This window comes from Singulisphaera acidiphila DSM 18658 (assembly GCF_000242455.2).
GTDB lineage: Bacteria > Planctomycetota > Planctomycetia > Isosphaerales > Isosphaeraceae > Singulisphaera > Singulisphaera acidiphila.
In genome coordinates this window covers 6,112,902-6,135,639 of record NC_019892.1, presented here as the reverse complement: position 1 = coordinate 6,135,639, position 22,738 = coordinate 6,112,902, and the positions used below count along the sequence as shown (strand labels likewise).

Here is a 22,738-nt window from a genome sequence, read left to right as displayed (position 1 = left end):
AGACATGATTAACCGAAAGCCGAAGGGGATTGGTAGACCCGCCTGACCTGCTCCTTGAACGGCGGGCTCGCCTCGGTTGCGGCGTTGAAGTCCTCCTTCCCGAGTGCATAGAGTTCGACGGGGCCGACCGCCTTGACCGTCGCCGACCGCGGCTGATCGAGAAGCAGGGCCATCTCGCCGAAGAAGTCCCCTTTGCCAAGAACCCGGACCCGGTGCGCGGGCGATTCGCCGTCGACGAAGACCTCGACCTCCCCCTCCTTGATCAGGAAGAACTTGTCCCCGCGCTCCCCCTGCCCGATCACTCGGGCTCCGGCCGGATACGATTCTCGAATCATCTTGTCGGCGACCTCGCGCAACTCCTCGGGCGTGAGGTTCGCGAAGACATTACACTGTTTGAGGAACTCGCAGATCTCGATGGCCTGTTTTATATCGATATCTGAGATGATTCGGCCAGCCTCCATCGTGACGATCCGATCGGCGATGTCGAGGATTTGCGGGTCGTGGGTCACCAGCATGATCGTACAGCCGTTCGTCTTGGCATGCTCCTTGAGGATCGTTGCCACAACGCGCCCGTTCTCTTCGTCGAGCGATGCGGTCGGCTCGTCGGCCAGGATCAGGTCGGGCCGATTGACCAAGGCGCGGGCGATCGCGACCCGCTGGCGCTGGCCTCCGGACAAGGCATTCGGTTTGTTGTCGCAACGTTCGTGAAGCCCGAGCAGCGCGAGCAGGCTCCGGGGCAGGTCGTTCTTGAACGGTTCCTCTTTGAGCAGACCCTGAATCCGGGCCCGGTCGGCGACGAACGCCCTCAGGCCGGCTCGCTTCGCGTCGAGCTTTTTGCCGCGAAGCCGCTCGACTTCAGGACCATGCCCCTGCTCGAGGTCGGCCAGCCGCTTCTCGAAGAGGGCGCGAATCGTTCCGTCCCAGTGAAGGATCTCGTCGAGCTGGGAGCGAGCCGCAAGGCCCGTCGCCGACGAGTCCTGGCCCAGGGCCACGTTCCGCCGAGCGGTCAGGGATTCAAACAGGTTGTGTCGCTGGAAGATAAACCCGATCCTCCGGCGAACCTCGACAAGTTGCCGGTTGTTCATTGCACCCAGTTCTCGGCCCAGTACCTCGAGCTTGCCGTGCTGAACGCGGCGCAAGGCCCCGATGAGGGTCAGCAGCGTCGTCTTACCCGCCCCCGCTCGCCCCACCATGATCACGATCTCGCCGCGCTTCAGGGTGAGGTTGTTGCCGTGGAGGATCTTGATCGGTTCATCGCCCGCCCTGGGGAAGTAATGATCGACGTCGCGGACCTGGACCGAGTCGTCAGTCGTCATCAGAAGAGCCCCGCCGGATCAGCCGAAAGAAGCTTGCGCATCGCGAACACCCCTGAGCCGAGGCACATGACAACGGTCAGGCCGAGCACGAGCAGAGCGCGGGCGGGCGTGAGGTTCATGAGCAGACCCGTGTACCAGGCGAGGCCGCGGTAGAGCCCGAAACTGATGAGCAGACCGGGGACGAACCCAGCGACCGCCAAGACCAGAGCCTCCGCCATGACCACCGCCACCAGCAAGTGGTTGGCGTAGCCCATCGCCTTCAGTGTCGCATATTCGGCGAGATGGTCAGCAATCTCGCTGGAAAGGATCTGGTAGCAGATGACCGCGCCCACGACCAGGCCCAGCAAGGCACCCACCGAGAAGATCGTCCCAATCGGCGTCCGCAGGTCCCAGAATTCCCGCTCACGAGCCAAAAACTGATCCTTGGTGAAGACATTGACCCCACGCGGGCCCAGTTCCTCTTCGAGCCAACGCCGCACCTGGCCGCCATCCGCTCCCGGCGCAAGCCGGATCAGACCCAGCTCGACCGACCGGAGCTCAGGCTCCCGAAACCGCCGGTCAGGGAAGTATCTCAAAAAGTTCTGATTGCTCATGATCAAGTTGCCGTCATTGACCAGGTCAGTTCCCAGCCGGAACGTCCCGACAATCCGAAGGGACCGCTGGGCCAGGCTCGTCTCGTGGCCGGCCGTGAACTGTCCGATTGCGCGGTTCGACTTTTCGTCATAGAGCGCGGTCTCGGGCGCTTCGAGCTCCGCCGTCTTCGACTCGACCTCGGGAAGAAAGAAGAGATGATCGCGTGGGTCATAGGCCAGAACCCTGATCTTGCGGGCGGTCGCCTTCCGGGTTAAACGGTCACCCGTGGATCGATCGCTGTTCGGGTTCCTCAGCGCCGAGAAACGGGTTTCGATATAGAGCGGACATGCCTCCTCGACCTCGCGCACACTCAAGGCATCCTGAAGTATTCTCCGATTGAAGGGAGCACTCGTGACCAGAGTGCTCTTGCTCTTACTGGCGATCACGAGGTCGGTATCGAGGAGCCGAACGATCTCGACCATGCTGTCCAGGAGGGCGAACCGGAATCCGAGTTCCATCGTCATGAGCACGACGGCGAACGAGACCCCGGCCATCGACACCGCCAGTCGGCGCTTGTCGTGAACCAGGTTCAGCCAGGCCAGGGTCGCCATCCGCGTCAACGTCATGCGAACAGTTCGGCGGGATCCGCCCTCCTGACTTTGCCAACCGAGAACAGGGCCGAAAGCATGCAGATCAACGTGGTCGCTATGTAGACCCCAATCGCATCAGCCAGTGTCAGCTCAATCGGCATCCGGGTCGCGACGCTCACCAGCCTCTCGAGGATCGCGGCGACGATCAGGCCAGGGAGATAACCAGCATGGGAAAGGATCAGGGCCTGCTTGATCACCAGGCCGGAGACCGCCCGGTCCGGGTATCCCATCGCCTTGAGGGTCGCAAATTCACTGAATCGTTTCGTGATATCGCTCGACAGGATCTGGTAGACGAACACCACCCCCACCGCGCACGCGACAACGATCCCGAGCCCAAAAATAATCCCGATCGGCTTCTCACGAACCCAGTAGCTCGTTTCCTGTTCGAGAATCTCGGCCCTGGTGAAGACGCGCACATCCTCGGCGGGAAGTACGCGTTCGAGAGCAGCCGCGACAACTTCCGGGTCCTCGGCGGAAGTCCGGATCAGGCCGATGCTCACCTCGTTCAGCGAGCGACCGCCGAAGAGTCTGCTGTAATTTTCTTCCCCGACCAGAATCGCTCCATCGGCCCCGAACCCAATCGCCAGGTCGAAGCTGCCCACGACCTCGACCTCGCGCTGGCCCACGATCGCCCGGGCCGGCAAAGCGGTTCGCCCCGAGGGGCCCTGGCAAGGGTCGAGGAGTTCGATCGGTCCGAAATCGGGATGCGAGTTGCGATCGAACAGAACGGTGTCGGGCCGCCTGAGGATGTTCAGGTCCGCAACTTCGCCGACGGTCTGGCAGCCTGCCCCATCCGAGTCGACCGTGACGCGCATATTCAAGCCAGGGACCTCAGCGCGGCGAAACGGCTGATCGGCGACGTTGTATCCAAGCACGAAGATCGCGCGAAGCGAGACGGGCAAGTCTTCGGTCGTTCTCCCTGGTCCCAGGGTTGACGACTCGCCTCCGCCCGGCCTCGACCACGTGTTGAAGCCCACCTGAAGCGGAACGGCTCCCTCCACCCCGGGGACCGACCGGGCCTGCTCGAGCCGAATCCTGGGAAAGGATCCCGTGTCGTAGAAATACAGATACGTGGGTGAAGCGAGCATGATGTCGAAGTCGAGTTTGTCGAGAATCGTCGTCGCCGTGTTGCGAACCGCCCCGAGGAAACCGAGTTGCATGAACATCAAGATCGCCGAAAATGCCACCCCAAGAACCCCGACCACCGTTTGGCGGAGGTCGTGGGTCAGGCTGTACCAGACCAACGGGATCTTGATGGCCCGCGCCGATCCAATTTTGGAGGCATCGTGACCACTCACTGCGACGTTTCCACGGTAGGACCCGAGTCCGCCGAATCGCCCAGGGCGATGTCTACATTCACTTGCAGATGCGTGCGGTCACGCAGCTCATCACACGGCTCATCGACTCTGATCCTGATCTCGACGACACGAGCATAGGCCGCAGCCGTCGGGTCAAGCCCTAGGATGTCGTTCTTGGCGACCATCAAGGCCCAGGACTCGACAACCCCGGTGTAGGGGCGGCTCCCGGCATGGAGCCGGATCGTCGCCTTCTGATTCTTTCGGATGGACGAGACCTGATCCTCATCAACCTCGGCGACCACCTCCATCCGCCGCGTATCACCGAGCTCGAAAACGGGCTTGGGACCGGCCACCTCGCCCGGCTTGGCATGAATCGCCAGAATTCGACCCGCCCGAGGGGCCCGAATCACGGTTTGCCTCACCTGTTCCCGGGCCAGTTCAAGCTGCTTTTCCAGCGACTTCACCGGAATCGCCTGGCTCGCTCGCAGGGCGGTGGCCTTCGTCTTGCGAAGCTGAATCTCCAGTTTCGCGAGCCGCAACTTACGATTCACCGCAAACCGCTCGAGCTCCGCCCGCGCGTTCCGCAACGTGGCCTCATCCTGGCTCACCACCAGGTGCTGGCGTTCGATTTCCTGCGCGGAGATCGTCGCCCGCTTCTCCTTGTTCAATTCCACGAGATGTTCGTAGTCATTGCGCGAGCTCTTCGCCTTTTCGGCGAGCACCTCGATGTTCGTCTCTTGCGTTTTTCGCTCCGGCCCTTCGAGCGTCAGCATGCTCTCCTGTTCGAGCGCCGCTTCCTGGTCGAGAATGGCGGCATAGTCTTGCTCCGACTTCAATTGCGCGCGAGCCTCGGCAAGCTGCGCTTCGATCCAGGCGACTTGCCCGGTGCGCTCGGCATAGCCATCCATTGCCCCAAGTTCTTGCCCCTCCTGAACCTCCTGCCCCAGCTCGACCAAGATCCGATCGACTCGCGTTCCCGCCGGAGCGCCAACCGGGTAAAGTCCCCCCGTGGGCTCGACCCGTCCAAGGGCATGGACGGAATGGAGCTGGGCCCGAGGCGGGGAGTCCCGATCGCTTGCAGCCTTACCGCGACCCCTGAAATCATCGCCCGCCCGGAAGGCTGTGAGTTCCCCGTGACCACTCCTCCATTGCGGACCGAGAAACAGGCCTGCCACCAAGCAGATCGCCCCCACGACGAGACTCGTCAGGATCGTCTTCATCGGCTCTCTTCCTGGAGGAACAAGGCTCGCCTCTCAACAGTCGAAGCCAATCGATGGAAGAGATCAAATTTGCAGGCTTCTCTTGGTGATCAACGGGCTTCGATTATCAATCTCGCCCCACCTTGGAGCAAGGACGATCCCGGGAATCGAGGCTCCTGGCAGAGTCTTTGATGACGACGATGACGAGGTGCCAAAAGGGGAGAGAACATTGCGAGCCGGCCGCTCCCAAGGGAATAATAATGAGACAGTGATCGTCCCGGCTCGACGATCTGGATCGTTCTGATTGATGGGAGCAACTTCGGGAGGCGCCGCGAACCATCGCAAAAAGGGCGGCGTCTCCGGCTCGGAAGCATTGGTCGGAGATGTGAGGCGCGTTCGGCATGAAGATCCCGACCAACCCCGAGGACAAGTCCAGGCCTGCGTCTGAGGTCGAGAGCACCGAACCGGCTTTCGACCCCTCGACTCCGCTCGACGACGGCGATCCGACCCTCGCACAAGTCGCTCCGAAGCAGGTCGACGCCAAAGCGGGAACCACCCTGTCGACGACCATGGACGAGACCCAGGCACTTTCGGACTCCAAGGCCCGGGAAGCGAGTCGGCGGAGCCGTGGGGTGCCCCGAATTCCCCACTTTGAAGTCGTCAGGTTCCTGGGGTCCGGGACGTTCGGCGAGGTCTGGCTGGCGCGGGACAAACGAACCGGGATTCAGGTCGCGATCAAGTTCTTCGTCCACGGCTCGGGCGGCCAGTGGGGACTGCTCCAGGCCGAGGTCCAGCAACTGGCTGAGCTCCACTCCGACCCTGGGATCGTGCAACTGATCGACGTCGAGCCGAACGCCGTCCCGCCTTACTATGTGATGGCATTCGTTCAGAACGGCTCGCTCGCCCAGCGGCTCGAACGGGGTCCCCTGCCCCTGCGCGAAGCGCTCGAGATTTTCCGACAGATTGCCGAAGCCCTGGCTTACGTTCACGCCAAAGGGATCCGGCACTGCGACCTGAAGCCAAGCAACATCCTGCTCGACGTTCGCGGGCGGGCGAAGATCGCCGACTTCGGGCAGGCGCACCTCTCGAGCAACGCCTCACCCGCCCTGGGCACCTTCTTCTACATGGCTCCCGAGCAGGCCGACCTCAACGAGCAGATCGCCGACACACGGTGGGACGTCTACGCGCTCGGTGCCATCCTGTTTGCCATGCTGACCGGCCACCCCCCGCGCGAGGATCCAAAGCTCCGCGCCGAGATCAAGGGGACTGCGGATCTATCGCACCGGCTCCGTCGCTATCGCGACTGGGTTGAGCAGGCTCCTGTTCCCCGCGAGCATCGCCGGGTCAAAGGAATCGACCGGCTCCTGGTAGCGATCATCGACCGCTGCCTGGAGACCGATCCCGCTCGCCGCCTCCGCGACGCGGGCGCGGTGCTGGAAGCCCTCGAGCGGCGTCGCCGAACCCTCCGCCAGCGCGCGATGCTGGGATTCGGCCTGATCGCCCCCGTGGTCCTGATGCTGACGATGGCAGCGTTCACGCTGAGCGGGGCCAACCGCGCGATCCTGGCCTCGCAAAATGAAATGGTCGAACAGCTTGCCCGGAGCGATTCGGTAAGCGCCCGCCTCGCAGCGCTCATCGTCGAGGAGGAGATCGTCGATCGGCTCGCGATGCTCAAGGCCCGTGCCGCCGATCCCAAGCTGGCCAAGGTCGTGAAGGGCGGCGATCAAAAGGCGATGCGCGCACTGATGGCCGAATACGGCAAAGAGGCCGAGATCGCGAAGATCAAGGTCATGCGCTGGACGATCACCAACTCGGTGGGCACAACCCAGGCCAATTACCCCTGGGAACCCTTGGTCTGCAACCAGAACTGGTCCTGGCGCGACTGGTTCAACGGCCAAGGCGACCAACATGACGGCAAGGATCAACGCTTCCCAGCCATCGCTCAACCTCATATTTCCCAGCCCTTCGTGGGCAAGACCAAGGAGCGTAAGAAAGGGGTCGTCCTGTCGGCCCCTGTCTTCGACCCCACGTCATCATCCTCGAGCGAGCCCGCTATCCTCGGCGTGCTTGCCCTGACGATCGAGCTCGAAAAGGTGGAAAACTGGCTCAAAAGCGTGCGGCTGAATAACGGTTTTGCCGTCCTGTTCGACAGCCGATACCACGGCTTGCTCCACAACCGCCAGGACCGGATTACCCCTCGACCCGACGAGAATCCGCCCGTCTGGCCCTGCCGGATCTACCGGATCGTGATCGAGGACCAGGAGTCGGGCCATACGGTTTCGTATCGCGACCCGGTCGACCACAAGGTCTACCTGGCCGGGTATGCCTCGATGCCCAGGATCGGCTGGGGGGTGATTGTCCAGCACGACCGCGAACGGGTGCTCGACCAGATCGCCTCGGTGACCTTCCGGCTGATGCGAATCAGCCGGGTCGCGTTCATCGCGGCGGGCCTGCTCATTTCGGCCCTTTGGGGGTGGCAATTCTGGACCTTGCGCCACGTACAACGGATGGCCGATGCCTGAACTCGTCGCACGGGGCAATGACCCGAAGCAACAGTGGCGCCGGCCGTTGCCGGACGGGACGGTGACGCTCGGCCGGAGCGTAGCCCGGAGCGACTGGAGCGTCCCCTGGGACCCCTTGATCTCAAAGGTCCATGCCACTCTCGCCTGGAGCGACGGCCGCTTGACCGTCCGTAAATGGCCGCAAGCGAAAAACGCCATCTTCGTCCAGGGGGAGGCGCGTGACGACTTCAGCGTGGGGATCGGTGAGACCTTCGTCATCGGCGAAACCTTGTTCTTCCTCCAGGAGACCGAGACCGCCGCTGCGGCTCTTGACCTGCCCACTCCTTTTTCCGAGCTGACCTGTAGCCGCAGAGAGCTCGAACAGCATCGCTTTACCGACGCCCACGAACGGCTCGACGTGCTCGCCGCGCTGCCGGCGATCATCCGCGATTCGCCGAGCGACGCCGACCTCGAGGCCCGGGTCAACGAGGTCCTCCTCAAAGGGATCCCTCGCGCCGAGCTCGCCGCCGTCGTCCGCTGGAGCCTGCAGAGCGCGTCCGGCGAGCCCGTGGTCGAAGTCCGCCACTACAGCCGTCGCTCACTCCTGGACGTCGATCGCGAGTTCCGGCCGAGCCGACGGCTGGTGGGCGACGCCGTGCTCCGTCGCCGGCAGAGCGTGATGCACCTCTGGCAGAGCGGCGACCTCCGACCCGAATTCACGATCAATCCAGGGTTCGACTGGTCGCTCTGCGTCCCCTTGCCCGACGACCCGGAGCCCGGTTGGGCCCTCTATATCTCTGGGCGCCTCCCCGCCGGCGAGACCAGCCAGCGCGACGTTTTGCTCAAGAGCGACCTGAAATTCGCGGAGCTCGTGGCCGACGTCTTCGGGGCCTTTCGCCAGGTGCGCGACTTGCAACATCGCCAGTCGCGGCTCGCCCGCTTCCTCTCGCGCCAGGTCCTGGCCGCACTCAGCGGTCAAGATATGGACGAGGTCCTCAGGCCGAGAGAGACCGAGGTCACCGTCCTCTTCTGCGACCTCCGTTCCTCCTCGAAGCTCGCCGAAGAGGGCCGGCACGAGTTGTCCCGGCTCTGGGAGCGCGTCAACCAGGCCCTTGGCATCATCACCAGCGCCATCTGCGACCAGGACGGCGTGATCGGTGACTTCCAAGGGGACGCCGCGATGGGCTTCTGGGGCTGGCCCCTCGGAGCCGACGACCAGATCGAACGCGCCGCTCGCGCGGCCTTGGCCATCCGCCGCCGCTTCGACCAACTCGCCCAGCAGCGCGATCATCCCCTGGCCGGCTTCGCCTGCGGTGTCGGCATTGCCAACGGTCCGGCCATCGCGGGGCGGCTCGGCACTTACGACCAGTTCAAGGTGGGGGTCTTCGGACCTGTCGTCAATCTCGCCTCGCGCCTCGAGTCCATGACCAAGCGGTTCCATGCTTCGATCCTGGTCGATGAGCGCGTCGCCGAGCGGCTGGCCAACCCACGCCATTCGCACTGGGTTCGCTGTCGACGGGTGGCGAAAGTCCTCCCGCACGGTCTGACCTTGCCCGTCGTCGTGAGCGAGCTGCTGCTCCCCGCCGTGGAGTCGGGGGCGATCACCGACCGCCACTGCCGCGACTACGAAGCGGCTCTCGAAGCCTTCCTCGCCGGCCGCTGGGCGGACGCCCGACGACTCCTCGACCGCCTCCCCAACGACGTGGCCGGCGACGTACTCAAGCAGTTCATGGACCGAACCTCGCAAATCCCCCCCGACCCCTGGGACGGCGTGATCCCGCTCGACTCGAAGTAAGCAAGCCAAACCTCATCTTTCACTGTCCCCTGGAGCCGACGTGGCTGGACCTTGATTTCTCAAGGCAGGCGGGAAGCGTAAAGCTCTCTGTCTCCCCTCATTCCCCCAAACCGCTGACAGGCCAAACCACCTGTCGCAAACTTGAGAATTCTGTTATCACGACGCACGCGCTCCGGGCCTCGGCTCAAGGAGCGCGGACCGGGAACCATTGGGACGGTTCCCGAGGAGCTTCAAGGAGGCATCGCGATGCCAGGGCAACTCCGCGCGTTCTGGGTGGTGATGGTGATCGGGGTTCTCGCCGCGTCGTCGCACGCCCGCGCTGGCGACCTGGGAAAGTTCCTCGAGCAGGCCACAGGGGACCGACTCCGCCAGGCCGTCGCTCCGAAAAACTTGCAACGAGCCCTGACGCCCCCCTCTGCCTCCGCCTCCCCCACCGCAACGGCCAGTGGCACCGCGCAGGCGGGAGAGCCCTTCGTCGTCAAGACGGCCGATGGCTGGTCGCTGGTGGCCCATCGCTACAAGCCAACCGGACCGGCGCGCACCGGGGCCTTGCCCGTGATCCTCTGCCACGGCTTGACCTACAACGCCCAGTTCTGGGACCTCGACCCATCGTGCAGCTTTGCGCAATACCTGTCGCAGCTCGGTTTCGACGTCTGGGCGGTGAACTTGCGTGGTTCCGGCCTCAGTCATAAATGGGTCTGGAACCTGGACAATGCACCGGCCACCTTGATTAACTCGGCCATGCGCCGGCTGAATCCGGGCAGCCTCGGCGCAACCGGCTTCGCCACGCTGGAACCGAAGTACGCCAACTGGACGATGGACCATCACATCGCCTATGACGTCCCCGCCTTGGTCAAGATGGTCCGTCGCCACACCGGTGCAGCCGAGGTCGCCTGGGTCGGGCATTCGATGGGTGGCATCGTCGCCCTGGGCTGCCTTGCCCGCTACCAGAACCCGGGGATCGGCCGCCTCGTCACGGTAGGGAGCCAGGTGACCATGCCCGAAGGGCAGGTCGCAATCCAGTTCCTCACCGAGATGCTCACCAAACGCCAGCTCCAGCTCGCCGGCCAGTGGAACAGTAAGGAAGTGATGACGCAAACCCGAACGAGTGTGAACAACCTCTTCTTCAACGCGCGGAACGTCGACCCGAAGATCTACGAAGCCCTGACCGGCTGGGCCACCGACGTGCCCGCCATCGGCCTGATGCAGCAGTACATGCTCCTGGCCAATAAGGGAGAGCTCTTGGATTCCAAGGGGCAATTCAACTACGCTCGTGCCGTCGGCAACGTCAAGGTCCCCATCTTCATCAGTTGCGGCGAGCAGGACAGCTTCGCTCCGCCGATCGTTCAACGCTACCTCTACGACCATGTGGGCTCGACCGACAAAACGCTCTTCATCTTCGGCAAGTCTCAAGGCCTCCCCATCAACGCAGGCCACGATGACAGCCTGGTCGGCCTCAACTCCCGCGAACAAACCTACCCCGTGATCGCCCGCTGGCTTGCCGGCCAGCAACCCCCGACTCGCTGAGAAATTTCGCTCTTCTTGAAAAAGCTCAAAAGCTCAGACATCAGAACTTATATGGGCTGTCTGAATACCCCGGTGGCTTGATGGGGAGGGTGACCCGCACCAGCGCACCGGGCAAGCCCGTTTCGAGTTCGAGGTGTCCGCCGAGCTGCTGCATCCGCTCCCTCATCCCCAGAAGCCCCACCCCTGCGGCGCCTACGAGGGCCCCGCCAATGCCCACCAAATCGGGCGGCAGTCCACGGCCTTCATCCTGGATTTCCAGACAGACCTGCTTGTCATCCCTCACCAGGCGGACGCTCGCCACAGGGCTGCCCGAGTGGCGATGGACGTTCCCCAAGCTTTCCTGAAGCACCCGAAACAGCGCCCGCTCGATGGTTTCGGGGAGCCTGCACTGAGCATCAGACGCATCCAAGGCCACCTGGATCCCGCTCCGCTCGGAAAAGCCCTCCGCATATTCGCGCATCGCATGCACGAGACCGAAGTCGTCGAGCAGCGGGGGGTGGAGCAGGTAAGAGAGGGTCCTGATTTCCTGGATGCTCAGGGCGATCAGGTTTTCGCAATTGGCGAGCAGCCGCCGGTGCCGCGTATCGTTCGGCGACACGGCCCGTTCCAGAATCCCAAGGTTCATGTGAATCGCGGCAAGATTTTGCGCGGTATTGTCGTGCAACTCGCGAGCAATCCGACGGCGTTCCTCATCCTGAAGGTGCAGGAGTCGACCCGACAATTCCCGGAGCACATGCTCGACCCGTTGCCGTTCCGTAACTTCGAGCGCCAGGGAGAGGATCGAAACGAGTTGGCCATTTTCATCGAACAGCGATGAGTTATACCACTCGCAATCAATCACCTTACCGGAGCGTGTGTAATTCCGGTTGAGCGACACGATTCGCGGCACGGTGCCATCCGAGAGTCCCTTGAACTTTTCCGCAACGGCGGCCGCATCCGCTTCAAGAATAAAACCCCACTCCTCCGGACGCTTCCCCAACACCTCCGACTCGGTCCAGCCAAAGACTTTCTCGGCCTGGCCAAACCAGCGGAGGACGCGAAAACCGCAATCCCATTCCACCACGGCGAGGGGCGAGTTTTGAATGTGGGAATCAAGAATCTGATGAGCGTGGTGCAGTTGATCCTGCCGGGTCCGCAATTCAGCCTCGGCCCGCTTCCGCTCAGAAATATCAATATAGACATTCTGAAAACAAATCAGATTTCCACTGGAATCGCACACTTGCCGCGCAGCGACAAGGACCGAAAACCGAGTTCCATCGCGACGGACCACGAGGAACTCGCGCGGCTTCATCTCCCCCTCCGTGGTGAGGATCCGCAACATCTCGGTCCGCTCTTCCGGATAGGCGTAGAGTTGCCGGCCGACATCGGTGACTTCGGCAAGCATCTGCTCCGGGCTACTGTAGCCATACATCAGCGCACACGCGCGGTTGACCCGTTGCAGATGCCCGTCAGGCAGAGCCTGAGAGATACCGGCAATCGAGTTCTCAAAAAGATCTCGATAGCTTTGCTCACTCTCGGCGAGCCGGATCTCCGCCTGCATACGTTCCGTGATATCCATGGACGTGCCGGTTATGCCGGCAATTCGACCCGTGGCGTCACGAAAGGGCTCCACCATCGTGTCAAAAAATAAAACTTTGCCGTCGATGGTGACCCGCAAAGAGTCACGAAAGGAACGCCCGGTCACCATCACATCCCGTTTGATGGCGGTGAGAAAAGCGGCTTCTTCGGGAACGAAGATATCTTCATCTTTTTTGCCCAACGTCGTCGATATGGGCAAGCCCGGGACCGGGTTGAAAAGCTTGGTGTAGCGCAACTCCCGATCTTGTTGAAAAATAATAATAGGAGAATTTTCCAGCGCCAGTCGAAAGTGCGCTTCACTCTCCTTCAGCGCCTTCAGGGCCGCATGCTCCACGGTCTTGTCACTGAAAACGAGCACCACGCCGCAGTTGGCGCCGTTCTCACCGCGAATGGGGGCGGCGCTCTCCGCAATGGGTCGTTCGGTCCCGTCACGGGCGATGAGTAAGGTCCCATTGCACGTTCCCACCGACCGGCCGTCACACTGGACGGAACTCACGAGGCTTTTCGCAGCAGCACGCGTCGACTCGTTGATCGTCTGAAACACGTCCTCCAGGGGTTTGCCCCGCGCTTCCAACTCGGTCCAACCGGTGAGCGATTCCGCCACTCGGTTCATCTCTCGCACCCGGCACCTGGGATCCGTCGTGATGACGGCGTCGCCGATGCTATAGAGAACCGTGCGAACGGCTTCCTGGTCCTCCCGCTGCCGGCGTTCCGATTCGTAGAGAATGCGGTAGAGGCGAGCCTGTCGCCGCCGATACAAGTAAGCCGTCCCCGCCGCAGCCAGCAGGATCAAGAGGGCGACGGTAAGACTGATGACGAGGGCCCGGTATCGCGCCTCGGCGAGGATCTCATCCACATCGACCTTGGTCACCAAAAACCAGGGTGACCCGGGTATGGGACGCGGATTGGCCAGCACCTCAACATCGTCACGGTAGTCTTTGCCCTGGAACTCGTGCTGCCGACCGAGCACCGCCTGCACGGAAGGCCGTTCCTGGCGTGCCAACGATAGGCGCAGCGACAAGGCCTTGTCAGGCCGATGCCGAAGTGGGCTCAGGTAGAGGACATCCTCGCCGTCCCGCTGGACCAAGAGCGTCTCGGCACTTCGACTCGGCGTGGGCCATGCCTGGATCAGTGGATACAAATAAGATTTCGCACGGCTGCGGAGAATGACGACGGCCAGCGGCGTCCCCTCAGCTTCTCGCACGGCTTGGACGGCGTCCATATAAACAACCTGGTCGACCCCACGGTAGAGGTCGGACAACACAGGTCCCCGACTGGCAAGAGCGACCGCGATGGCCCGCTGAGTGGCCTTGCCCACCGGGTCGGTAGCCTTTTTGACGTCGATGAGGACGTTCCCATCGGGAGCCAGCAGGAGTGCGTCGGAATATCCGTAAGCCTGGACCCGGATCGACAGAATCTCCTGAAACTGGGCGAGCGGAAGCGGAAGGGCAGGATCTCGGGATAACGTTCCCGCCGTCGTGATCAGGAACGGGTCGTTTGCCACCACGGTGACATCAGCCAGACGTTCTTTCCTCCACTGCTGAATCTGCCCGGCCTTCAATGCGCCGATGGCGGCGATGGCCTGGTATTCCGCCTGGTGGATTCGGTCCCGTTCCTGCCGGTAATACCAATCTCCCCCAGCCAGCAGGGCCATCGTGATCGCGATGAAAACCGCCAACCAGGTTCGGCGCGCGGGGCCGGCGCGCAATTCGGGAGACGTCATACCTGCCCCTCACTCGGCGTCTGCCTCGGCCTACCGATTCTCCGTTCGCGCAGCATAGGGCGGTGTCTGTTGATTGATTGATCGAATCGACCGGCTGCTACCACTTGTCAACCTACAGCCTGAGCCCAGTCTGCTTCAAGACGGCAGTCCTGGAACCAACAGAGTTCCCCGCTTGAGTCCATGACGTATCCCTCACCTGGCACCTGCAATTCAACCGTCGCCCAGCCAACCCGGTCATGCGACGGGTTTCTGTGGGGCGCGAGACGGCCAGGATTCTCCGGAACTTGCTCGCCTTTTTCCTGCACTTCTGTATAGTGCAATTCCCCAGAGAAGGAGCCGAGCCAATGCCTGACGAGCGGACGACGATCCACGGCCGAGGAGCCGCCGATAACCCACCGAACCGGTTCGAGAAAAGCTGGCACGAGTTCGCGCCGGACGATGGGGATCACGACGAGGTCCCCGCTCCAAGCACCCAGCTTCTGAAGGATTCGTCCCGAACGATCATCGCCACCAACGACAGCCCCGACATCAGCTTCGATGCCAGCATCAATCCGTATCGGGGATGCGAACATGGCTGTATCTATTGCTATGCCAGGCCAACGCATGAATTTCTCGGGTTCTCGGCCGGCCTCGACTTCGAGACCAAGATTATGGTCAAGGAGGACGCGCCCGAGTTGCTCCGTCGCGAGCTTTCTTCGCCCCGCTGGAAGCCCAAGACGATCGCTCTCAGCGGCGTGACCGATGCGTACCAGCCGGTGGAGCGTCGGCTCCGGCTCACCAGGCGCTGCCTGGAGGTACTTGCGGAGTTTCGCAACCCGGTCGTGATCATCACCAAGAACCGGTTGGTAACCCGCGACCTCGACCTCTTGGCCGCCTTGGCCGAGCATCGCGCGGCGGCCGTCTTCCTCTCGGTCACGACGCTCGACGCCGGACTGGCCCGAACCCTTGAGCCACGCGCCTCCATTCCTGAGTTCCGCCTCTCCGCGATCGCGAAACTGGCCGCAGCCGGCGTACCTGCGGGAGTGCTCGTCGCGCCGGTCATTCCGGGGCTGACCGACCACGAACTGCCAGCCATCGTCGCCGCTGCCGCTCAGGCCGGAGCCCAGTTCGCCGGCTTCACCCCGATCCGGCTTCCGCTCGGAGTCGGCCCACTCTTCGAAGACTGGCTCACACGCCACTTCCCCGACCGCAAGGAGAAAGTCCTCCAGCGGATCAAGGGGCTCAGGAATGGGCGGTTGAACGACCCACAATTCGGGTCCCGGATGCGAGGTCAGGGCGAGTTCGCCGAAATGATCGCCCAGATGTTCGCGCTCGCCTGCCGCAAGGCCGGGCTAGTGGGACGAAGCACTGGCCTCTCGACCGAGGCGTTCCGGAAGCCGGGGGCCAAGCAACTCTCCCTCTTCGATTGACACCAGCTCGAGCGTTCGATCAGCGTCGGGACGACAGCACCATCGGAATCCCACCGTCGGCCCGGAGCGTCATCGTGGGCAAGAGCTTGGCCTTCGTCCCCGGCTCGAGCCCCAGCCGGAACCGCCGTGCGATCGTCGCCAGGAGAAGGACGGCCTCCATCATGGCGAAGCTGTTGCCGATACAGATCCTCGGCCCGCCGCCGAACGGAAAGTAAGCGTACCGGGGGATCCGCTTCATGAGCCCGTCCTGCCAGCGCTCGGGGCGGAACGACTCGGGATCCTCAAAGAACCGAGGGTCCCGGTGCACGACCCATTGGCTCATATAAACGGTCATTCCGACCGGCACGGGATACCTCCCCACCACGGTCGGCACAATCGCCTCTCGGCCCAGGAGCCAGACGGTCGGATGGACCCGCAACGACTCAGTGATCACATGCTCGGTAAACGAGAGCCGGGGAAGATCCGCCAGAGTCGGTGCACGGTCGCCAAGCACCTGGTCGAGTTCCTCATGGAGCCGGGCCTCGACCTCGGGGTGTTGCGCAAGCAAGTACCAGGCCCACGTCAAAGTGTTGGCAGTCGTCTCGTGGCCGGCCATGAAAAGAGTCATCGCCTCATCACGAAGCTGGCGGTCGGTCATCCGATCGCCATTGTTCTCGTCCTGGGCGTTCAGGAGCATTGAGAGGAGATCCCCCCGGTCTTCGCCCGAGGCGCGACGGCGAGCGATCATCTCGAAGATGATTGCGTCGAGCCGCTTCACCGCACGAGCGAGCCGCAAGTTGCCGGGGGTCGGGATGAAATCAGGCAGAGAAACCAGGTGGTTGACGCGTTCGGTGAAACTGCGCAGAGTCGTCTCCATCGCCGCGCTGAGGGCGGCTGACTCAGCGGAGACGTCGGCGTCGAACAGAGTCTTGGCGATGATCTCCAGGGTCAGCCGCATCATCGCTTCCTGGACGTCGCGGACCTGACCGGAGCTCCAGGTCTGGAGCATCCGCTCGGTAAACGCGACCATGACCTCGGCATGCCCGGCGATCCGCTCGCGATGGAACGCCGGCTGCGCCAGCCGACGTTGACGACGCCAGAAGTCGCTTTCGCTGGTGAGGAGGCCGTTGCCCAGCGTTTTCTCAGTCATCCGCAGCGCGAAGTGCTTGATGTAGTGGCGGTTATTCGTGACCAAGACCTCCTCGACGAGGTCCGGATGATTGACCAGCATCATCTTCCTCGGCCCCAGCCGAAACGCCACGACATCGCCATAAGTCTGGGCGCACTCGGTCAAGAAACCAAGCCGATCGCGACGGAACGCGGGCAAGCTGCCGGTCAGCCAGTTCCCCTTCGGACCCGGGGGAGTCTCGAGCCCCACAGTCAAAGCCGACCCCATCGATGCCATCCCTTTTTTTTGGAATTTCCACACAAAACATGTCCGGTGCGCATGTCCGGCTTTTCACGAAATCCCAGATTTTCAACCGTAAGTGAGGCAATTCAGGTCCGTTTTGAGCCATCGTGCCATGGGCTTCTCACTCTACGAGGTCAGCCTGAATCCCGCAATGTTCTCCATGGGCCGCATGGCGGGCGGACCATCAAGCATCGTTTTTTTATTGCATGAACCCACCGATTCGATACCGGGGATCGATCTTTTTTTTGATCGAGGTGAATCATATTCCAGGCATTGCGGCTAATTATCATTCAGAGAGGATTTCTTCGGGGAACTCCACCGAGGAAGCTTCGTGCGAATCTGGTCCGTTCCACCATCGACGAGGGACTCATGAAGACGATGCGCGCGTTGACGGTCGCCCTCTGGCTCACCGCCCACGGGGCAAACGCTCCCGAAGCCTTCGCAGCCCCCAGCGCGGTAGTCGAAGTCGAAAGCCCGAACGGCAAGATTCGGATGCGGCTCAAGACCGGCGACGATCACCTCGAGTATCAGGTCGATCTGGCAAACCGGCCCGTGATCACGACCTCACAAGCGGGGATCGTCATCGATGGTGTCGACCTCGGCCAAGCCGCCGAGCTTGGACGGGCCGAGTTGTTCCAGGCCGACGAGGTCTATCCAACGCGTGGGGTTCACTCTCAAGCGACCAATCGATTCCGAGGCGCTCGCGTACCGGTCCGGCATGGGAAGTCAGAGACGGACTACACAGTCGAAATTCGCGTCTTCAACGATGGCGTTGCCTTCCGCTACGTTGTCCCCGGCGGTGATGCCAAGCGGGTCGTGGACGAGGCGACCTCATTCCGGCTGGTCCCCGGGAGCACGGTCTGGTACCACAACCTACGCGGACACTACGAGGGAATCCATGCCCGCAAGGCAATCGCCGAGGCGGAGGCCGGCGACTGGGCTGCGCCGCCATTGACGATCAAACTGCCCGAGGGCCACGGCTACGCGTCAATCACCGAGGGGGCGGTCACCGGCTTCAGCGGAATGGCCCTGCAAGCCGACGGCAAACTCGGCTTCGCCGCGCGACTGGGGCATACTCATCCGGCCTCGTACCCATTCACTCTCAGGTATGGGGATGAGGAAGCGAAACGCCTGACGAAACCAGCCGCGATTCAGGGAACCACCCACTCCCCCTGGCGGATCGTCATGATTGGGGCCGACCTCAACAGTCTGGCGAACTGCGACATTGTGAGCAACGTCTCACTCCCCCCTGACGCGAAGCTCTTCCCTGCCGGGCTCAAAACCGACTGGGTCCGGCCCGGTCGAGCCGTCTGGCAATACCTTGACGGCGGCAAGAAGAACCTCGAAGGCATCAAGGAGTTCTCCCGCCTCGCCGGTGAGCTCGGTTTCGAATACAACATCGTGGAAGGACTCTGGCAGAAGTGGAGCGACGCCGAGCTCCGCGATCTGGTTCAGTATTCCAAGGACCGCAACGTCGGCATCTGGCTCTGGAAACATAGCCGCGACATCAGGAGTCCGGAAGCCCGGCGCGCGTTCTTCCGGAAGTGCCAGGACGCAGGCGTCGTGGGCGTGAAACTCGATTTCTTCGACCACGAGGCGAAGGAGGTGGTCGACCTCTTCGAGGCCTGCTTGCGCGATGCGGCCGAACACCATTTGATGGTCGACTTCCACGGCGCCAACAAGCCGACGGGTGAGTCGCGGACCTGGCCGAACGAGATGACCCGGGAGGGGATCGCCGGTCTCGAAGGGGGCAAGCGAGAGGCATGGGCCACCCACAACGCCACCTGGCCCTTCACTCGCTTGCTGGCCGGCCACGCCGACTACACGCCGATGCACTTCGGGGCACGCAGGCGGGAGACCTCCTGGACGCACCAAATCGCCAGTGCGGCGGTCCTGACCTCGCCGGTCTTGGTCTACGCCGCTCACCCCAAGTCCATGCTCGAGAACCCGGCGGCCGAGATGATCAAGAGCATCCCGAGTGTCTGGGACGAGACCCTCGTCCTGCCGATCTCCGAGATCGGTGAGCGGGCCGCATTCGCCCGGCGAAGCGGCGACCGTTGGTTCCTGGCCATCGTCAACGGCCCAGCGGCCGGCACCGTGCGCGTGCCCACCTCATTCCTCGGAGCCGGAACCTACCAAGCGATGCTGGTCCGCGACCGGGAGGATGAACCCGCCGCCGTAAAAATCGAAGAGGCCACGGCCACCAAAGACGATTCAATCGCAATCGATCTCCGCGCCGGTGGCGGCTTCATCGCTCGCTTCGTCAAACCCTGAGTTGTACGGCACGGCTGGCCCGGCCGTTGGGGATTTCCATGCGGCATGACGAGTCCAATCCACAACGGCCAAGCTACTCCTATGGAACGGCGCACTCAGGTTGACCTGCTGCATTGACCGATGCTATGTTGGACCCAGTTCACCTTTCTCGTCTTGTGCAGAAGAACGCAGGGCCGACGGCAACAAGCTTGCCCGGCCCACGCCCCGCGCCGCATTGATGGGCCTAAACGGCGCACCTCCTCACCATGGCTGATGATCGGATCCGGCGGCAAATCGCCTTTCTTGCCGCGCAGCTCATGTATCAGCGTTTCGAAACCGAGTACTTCACCGCCAAACGCAAGGCTGCCCGCCAGCTCGGTGTCGAATATCGATACCGACCGGCCGACCTGCCGTCAAATCGAGAGATTCGCGACCAGATCCAGGCGATGGCCCGGATGCACGAGGGGGAGAAGCGCCTCGAGCACTTGCTCGACATGCGGATCGAAGCGCTTCGGCTGATGCGTAAGCTCACCCGCTTCCGGCCTCGCCTGATCGGAAGCGTCTGGACCGGGCACGTCCGCCACGGTTCCGACATTGACATTCACATTTTTGCCGACAGCCAATCGATCGTGACCGATACTCTCGACGACCTCGCCCTTCCCTACGAGGTCGAGCGCAAACGCATCGTGAAATACGGTGAAGAACGTCTCTTCACCCACATTCACATCGACGACCGTTACCCGTACGAGCTCACGCTCTATCCCGAGGACAAGGCCCACTACGTCTTCAAAAGTTCGATCACCGGCCAGGCGATCGAGCGTGCCTCGATCGCCGAACTCGAGGCCTTCCTCCGGTCGGAGAACCCCGATCTCGACCTGGACCGAGAAGTCGAGCGGGTGGAGGACCACGTCGACCGGTTCGAGCTTTATCGGCTCCTGCTCCTCCCGCTGGAAGGGGTCAAGCAGAATCCGCGTTATCACCCCGAGGGGGACGCGCTCTATCACAGCCTGCAAGTCTTCGAGCTGGCCCGCCAGGAGCGATCGTATGACGAGGAGTTCCTGCTCGCCGCGCTCTTGCACGACGTCGGCAAGGCGATCGACCCCGCCGACCACGTGCTGGCCGCCCTGCAAGCCCTGGAAGGGACGATCACCGAGCGCACCGAAACCTTGATCGCCCATCACATGGACGCCTTAGCCTATGTTAACGGAACCCTCGGCGCCCGCAAACGCGTCCGGCTCCAGCAATCCGAGGACTTCGAGGACCTTATGCTCCTGCGCGAACTCGACAGCAAGGGCCGTCAGCCCGGCGCAGTGGTCTGCGAGGTCTCAGAAGCCCTCGAGTACATCCGCCGAATGGCCGACGAAGACGATCTGGACGAATGACGGCCGATCTCAGTAGGGTGAAAGAAGAAACCGTTGGACCTTGCGAGCATTCTCGCAAGGTCCAAGGGGTTTCCACCCCATCGAGAGACTCCTGCCATGGACGCTGCTTCTGAGTCGACAGCCGACGTCACCGAATCAATTCGCGACTACTTCCAAAAGGACCGGTCGCGGATGACCATGATGGCGGCCCGTAAATTCGGCGTCACCGAAAAGTCCGTGGTCGACGCCCTGGTCGGGCAATGGCCGATCGTCCGGCTCCGCGAGGGAGTTTTCCGCGAGTTGTTGGAAGCTCTCCCTGCGCTGGGGACGATGCGCGTCTTCGTCCGCAGCCGTGCTGCGGTCATCGAGTCGGTCGGCACGTTCGGCGGCTTTTCCGACGCCGGCCCTTTTTTCAACGTGCAGACCGACACCCTTGACATGCACATCCTCCACGAAGAAATCGCCGATATCTTCGCCGTCGAGAAGTGGGGCCACGACACCACCACCGCGACCTATTCGTTCCAGTTCTTCGATCACTCGGGCGATGCCGCGTTTAAAGCCTTCCTCTGGGAAAGCTTCCCCGACGTCCCCAAAGAAACCATCGAGGCGTTCCACACCCTGGCCAAGCGTCTCTCGGCGGACGCGGATTGAGCATCCGAGCTTCGATCGGTAAGGCTTCAGACCGCCACTCCCTCGAGGTCGTGGCAGGCTGAAGCTTTACCATGCGAAGAGGGTGGGCAAAGCCCACCCCCCTCGCACGAGCATTCACCTGTTCGTGGATGTTTCCATATTGGCCGGGCTAGAAGACCTTGGCCACAAGGAGCGTGCGATCGTCGGCCGCGGGTTCACCGGCGGTGAATCGCTCAACGGCGCCGAGAACGGCCTCGATCAGGCCGTTGGCATCGAGGTGGCAATTGGCCACGGCTTCGTCGAGTCGCTCGGTATCGAACATCTTGCCCGCCGGATTCGTGGCTTCGGTAATGCCGTCGGTGTAGAAGACGATCTGGTCGCCGGGGCGAAGCACCTGGGTGTATTGATCGTAGACCACGTCGGCCATGACACCCAAGGGGAGGTTGCCAACACCGTCGAGTGCGATGATCGAGCCGTCCTCGCACCGCTTGAGACGCGGCGGGTTGTGCCCCGCGCTGGCGTAGGTCAGCGTGCGCTTGACAGGGTCGTAGATTCCGTAGAAGGCCGTGACAAAGGCCTCATTGTTGGTCGTGTAGAGCGTCGCCAACTGCTGGTTGACGTGGTTGAGCATCGTGGCGGGGGGATCGGGGAAGTTGGGAACGGCGTGCGCGATGCTATGGGTGATCGCCATCATGACGGCGGCGGGGGTGCCGTGGCCGCTGACATCGGCGATCAAGATGCCCCAACGGTTCTCGGACAAAGGGAAAAAGTCGTAGTAGTCACCGCCGGCCCACTGCGACGTCTGATAGGACGCGGCCATGTCGAGCCCTGGAATACGCGGGATCGTTTTGGGGAGCAGGGAGCGTTGAATGTCGGCGACCAGCTTCAACTCCCGGTCGACGACGTCATAGGCCTGCCTCAGCTCCTCGGCCAGGACGAGGTTCTGGGTCGCCCGGCCGAACAGGTTGCTCATCCAGACTTGCTCGGGAAAGTCGTCCCGATCGAATGCGTGGGGGATAGACCGCATCAAAACGGTCATGTTGAGAGCCACCCCGCCGTCATAGTGGGGGATAGCCATCAGCGACCGCTGGCCAGCCAAATAGCTGGCGGCCGGATCGTCGGGAGCGAACTGCAAATCGTCGATGATTTGCGGTTTATCGCTGTAGAGCAGCTCACCGAGCAGCCCCCCTTCCAGGAGCGGCAGCCGGTGCTTCTCCTTCCAGGGGTTGATCTCTTCGGTCCACTGACTCGCTCGAGTGATCCGATATTGGGGCGTCTCGAGACCGCGCCGGCTCAAGGCGACGTGACGATCGGCGGGCATCAGTTGTCGGATCCGCTTCCCGTAGGCGCGAACCATGGCCTGTGGATCAGTCTGGAGGCTCATCTCGCGCATCGTCTCAACGATGACGTCAAGTCGCTTGCGCCAGTCGAGGTTCGGAAGTCTCGGCTCGGCGAATTGCTGGTCGATTCCCATGGTGCCGTCCCCAGGTCGTGGAGCCTTTTGACCGAGACGCGGAGTGATTCCGGTTCGATAA

At 62.5% G+C, this 22,738-nt stretch carries 14 protein-coding genes; 7 read left to right on the top strand and 7 right to left on the bottom strand.

Annotation, left to right across the window (positions count from 1 at the left end; translation table 11 throughout):
* Positions 1-8 precede the first annotated feature (8 nt).
* The 4 genes from SINAC_RS24155 to SINAC_RS24140 are packed head-to-tail and all read right to left on the bottom strand — an operon-like array spanning position 9 to position 5,057.
* Complete coding sequence (locus tag SINAC_RS24155; protein ID WP_015248184.1) at positions 9-1,316, bottom strand: ATP-binding cassette domain-containing protein; 1,308 nt, start codon at positions 1,314-1,316, stop codon at positions 9-11.
* Positions 1,316-2,515: an ABC transporter permease DevC gene (gene devC, locus SINAC_RS24150; protein WP_015248183.1), complete on the bottom strand. Its 1,200-nt coding sequence runs from the start codon at positions 2,513-2,515 to the stop codon at positions 1,316-1,318. The genes SINAC_RS24155 and devC overlap by 1 nt, the downstream gene beginning before the upstream one ends.
* Positions 2,512-3,837 carry an FtsX-like permease family protein gene (locus SINAC_RS24145; protein ID WP_015248182.1) on the bottom strand — a complete coding sequence of 442 codons (1,326 nt, stop codon included), beginning with the start codon at positions 3,835-3,837 and terminating at the stop codon, positions 2,512-2,514. The genes devC and SINAC_RS24145 overlap by 4 nt, the downstream gene beginning before the upstream one ends.
* Positions 3,834-5,057, bottom strand: coding sequence for an HlyD family efflux transporter periplasmic adaptor subunit (locus SINAC_RS24140; protein ID WP_015248181.1), 1,224 nt, complete (start codon positions 5,055-5,057; stop codon positions 3,834-3,836). Before SINAC_RS24140 ends, SINAC_RS24145 begins: the two co-directional genes overlap by 4 nt.
* Before the next feature lie 380 nt (positions 5,058-5,437).
* On the opposite strand from SINAC_RS24140, the gene SINAC_RS38205 reads away from it, so the two are divergent.
* From SINAC_RS38205 to SINAC_RS24125, 3 genes are all read left to right on the top strand, one after another.
* Complete coding sequence (locus SINAC_RS38205; protein WP_015248180.1) at positions 5,438-7,558, top strand: serine/threonine protein kinase; 2,121 nt, start codon at positions 5,438-5,440, stop codon at positions 7,556-7,558.
* Positions 7,551-9,332 (top strand): adenylate/guanylate cyclase domain-containing protein, encoded by a 1,782-nt coding sequence (locus tag SINAC_RS24130; RefSeq protein WP_015248179.1) that lies wholly within the window; start codon positions 7,551-7,553, stop codon positions 9,330-9,332. The genes SINAC_RS38205 and SINAC_RS24130 overlap by 8 nt, the downstream gene beginning before the upstream one ends.
* Positions 9,333-9,578: 246 nt before the next feature.
* Positions 9,579-10,859 (top strand): alpha/beta fold hydrolase, encoded by a 1,281-nt coding sequence (locus SINAC_RS24125; protein WP_015248178.1) that lies wholly within the window; start codon positions 9,579-9,581, stop codon positions 10,857-10,859.
* A gap of 40 nt (positions 10,860-10,899) precedes the next feature.
* Here SINAC_RS24125 and SINAC_RS24120 read toward each other — a convergent pair whose 3' ends face one another.
* Positions 10,900-14,160: a sensor histidine kinase gene (locus tag SINAC_RS24120; protein WP_015248177.1), complete on the bottom strand. Its 3,261-nt coding sequence runs from the start codon at positions 14,158-14,160 to the stop codon at positions 10,900-10,902.
* A gap of 344 nt (positions 14,161-14,504) precedes the next feature.
* Here SINAC_RS24120 and SINAC_RS24115 point away from each other — a divergent pair, with 344 nt between their 5' ends.
* Positions 14,505-15,569, top strand: coding sequence for a PA0069 family radical SAM protein (locus tag SINAC_RS24115; RefSeq protein ID WP_015248176.1), 1,065 nt, complete (start codon positions 14,505-14,507; stop codon positions 15,567-15,569).
* Positions 15,570-15,588: 19 nt separating this feature from the next.
* Here SINAC_RS24115 and SINAC_RS24110 read toward each other — a convergent pair whose 3' ends face one another.
* Entirely contained in the window at positions 15,589-16,944 is a 1,356-nt protein-coding gene (locus tag SINAC_RS24110) for a cytochrome P450 (protein WP_015248175.1), read from the bottom strand.
* A 384-nt stretch (positions 16,945-17,328) separates the two neighbouring features.
* On the opposite strand from SINAC_RS24110, the gene SINAC_RS24105 reads away from it, so the two are divergent.
* The 3 genes from SINAC_RS24105 (at position 17,329) to SINAC_RS24095 (ending at position 21,224) form a co-directional block, all read left to right on the top strand.
* Entirely contained in the window at positions 17,329-19,233 is a 1,905-nt protein-coding gene (locus SINAC_RS24105) for a glycoside hydrolase family 97 protein (protein WP_015248174.1), read from the top strand.
* 245 nt (positions 19,234-19,478) lie between these two features.
* Positions 19,479-20,594: an HD domain-containing protein gene (locus SINAC_RS24100; protein WP_015248173.1), complete on the top strand. Its 1,116-nt coding sequence runs from the start codon at positions 19,479-19,481 to the stop codon at positions 20,592-20,594.
* A 96-nt stretch (positions 20,595-20,690) separates the two neighbouring features.
* Positions 20,691-21,224 carry a ChuX/HutX family heme-like substrate-binding protein gene (locus SINAC_RS24095; RefSeq protein WP_015248172.1) on the top strand — a complete coding sequence of 178 codons (534 nt, stop codon included), beginning with the start codon at positions 20,691-20,693 and terminating at the stop codon, positions 21,222-21,224.
* A gap of 148 nt (positions 21,225-21,372) precedes the next feature.
* On the opposite strand, the gene SINAC_RS24090 is transcribed toward SINAC_RS24095, so the two are convergent.
* Positions 21,373-22,677, bottom strand: coding sequence for a PP2C family protein-serine/threonine phosphatase (locus tag SINAC_RS24090; RefSeq protein WP_015248171.1), 1,305 nt, complete (start codon positions 22,675-22,677; stop codon positions 21,373-21,375).
* Between the last annotated feature and the right edge of the window lie 61 nt (positions 22,678-22,738).

What these genes read in the sequence shown, in the direction of transcription:
- SINAC_RS24140 (WP_015248181.1), bottom strand. Translation starts at nt 5,057, where the DNA reads ATGAAGACGATCCTGACGAGTCTCGTCGTGGGGGCGATCTGCTTGGTG.
- devC (WP_015248183.1), bottom strand. Translation starts at nt 2,515, where the DNA reads ATGACGTTGACGCGGATGGCGACCCTGGCCTGGCTGAACCTGGTTCAC.
- SINAC_RS24105 (WP_015248174.1), top strand. Translation starts at nt 17,329, where the DNA reads ATGAAGACGATGCGCGCGTTGACGGTCGCCCTCTGGCTCACCGCCCAC.
- SINAC_RS24100 (WP_015248173.1), top strand. Translation starts at nt 19,479, where the DNA reads ATGGCTGATGATCGGATCCGGCGGCAAATCGCCTTTCTTGCCGCGCAG.
- SINAC_RS24130 (WP_015248179.1), top strand. Translation starts at nt 7,551, where the DNA reads ATGCCTGAACTCGTCGCACGGGGCAATGACCCGAAGCAACAGTGGCGC.
- SINAC_RS24155 (WP_015248184.1), bottom strand. Translation starts at nt 1,316, where the DNA reads ATGACGACTGACGACTCGGTCCAGGTCCGCGACGTCGATCATTACTTC.
- SINAC_RS38205 (WP_015248180.1), top strand. Translation starts at nt 5,438, where the DNA reads ATGAAGATCCCGACCAACCCCGAGGACAAGTCCAGGCCTGCGTCTGAG.
- SINAC_RS24115 (WP_015248176.1), top strand. Translation starts at nt 14,505, where the DNA reads ATGCCTGACGAGCGGACGACGATCCACGGCCGAGGAGCCGCCGATAAC.
- SINAC_RS24125 (WP_015248178.1), top strand. Translation starts at nt 9,579, where the DNA reads ATGCCAGGGCAACTCCGCGCGTTCTGGGTGGTGATGGTGATCGGGGTT.
- SINAC_RS24095 (WP_015248172.1), top strand. Translation starts at nt 20,691, where the DNA reads ATGGACGCTGCTTCTGAGTCGACAGCCGACGTCACCGAATCAATTCGC.
- SINAC_RS24110 (WP_015248175.1), bottom strand. Translation starts at nt 16,944, where the DNA reads ATGGGGTCGGCTTTGACTGTGGGGCTCGAGACTCCCCCGGGTCCGAAG.
- SINAC_RS24120 (WP_015248177.1), bottom strand. Translation starts at nt 14,160, where the DNA reads ATGACGTCTCCCGAATTGCGCGCCGGCCCCGCGCGCCGAACCTGGTTG.
- SINAC_RS24090 (WP_015248171.1), bottom strand. Translation starts at nt 22,677, where the DNA reads ATGGGAATCGACCAGCAATTCGCCGAGCCGAGACTTCCGAACCTCGAC.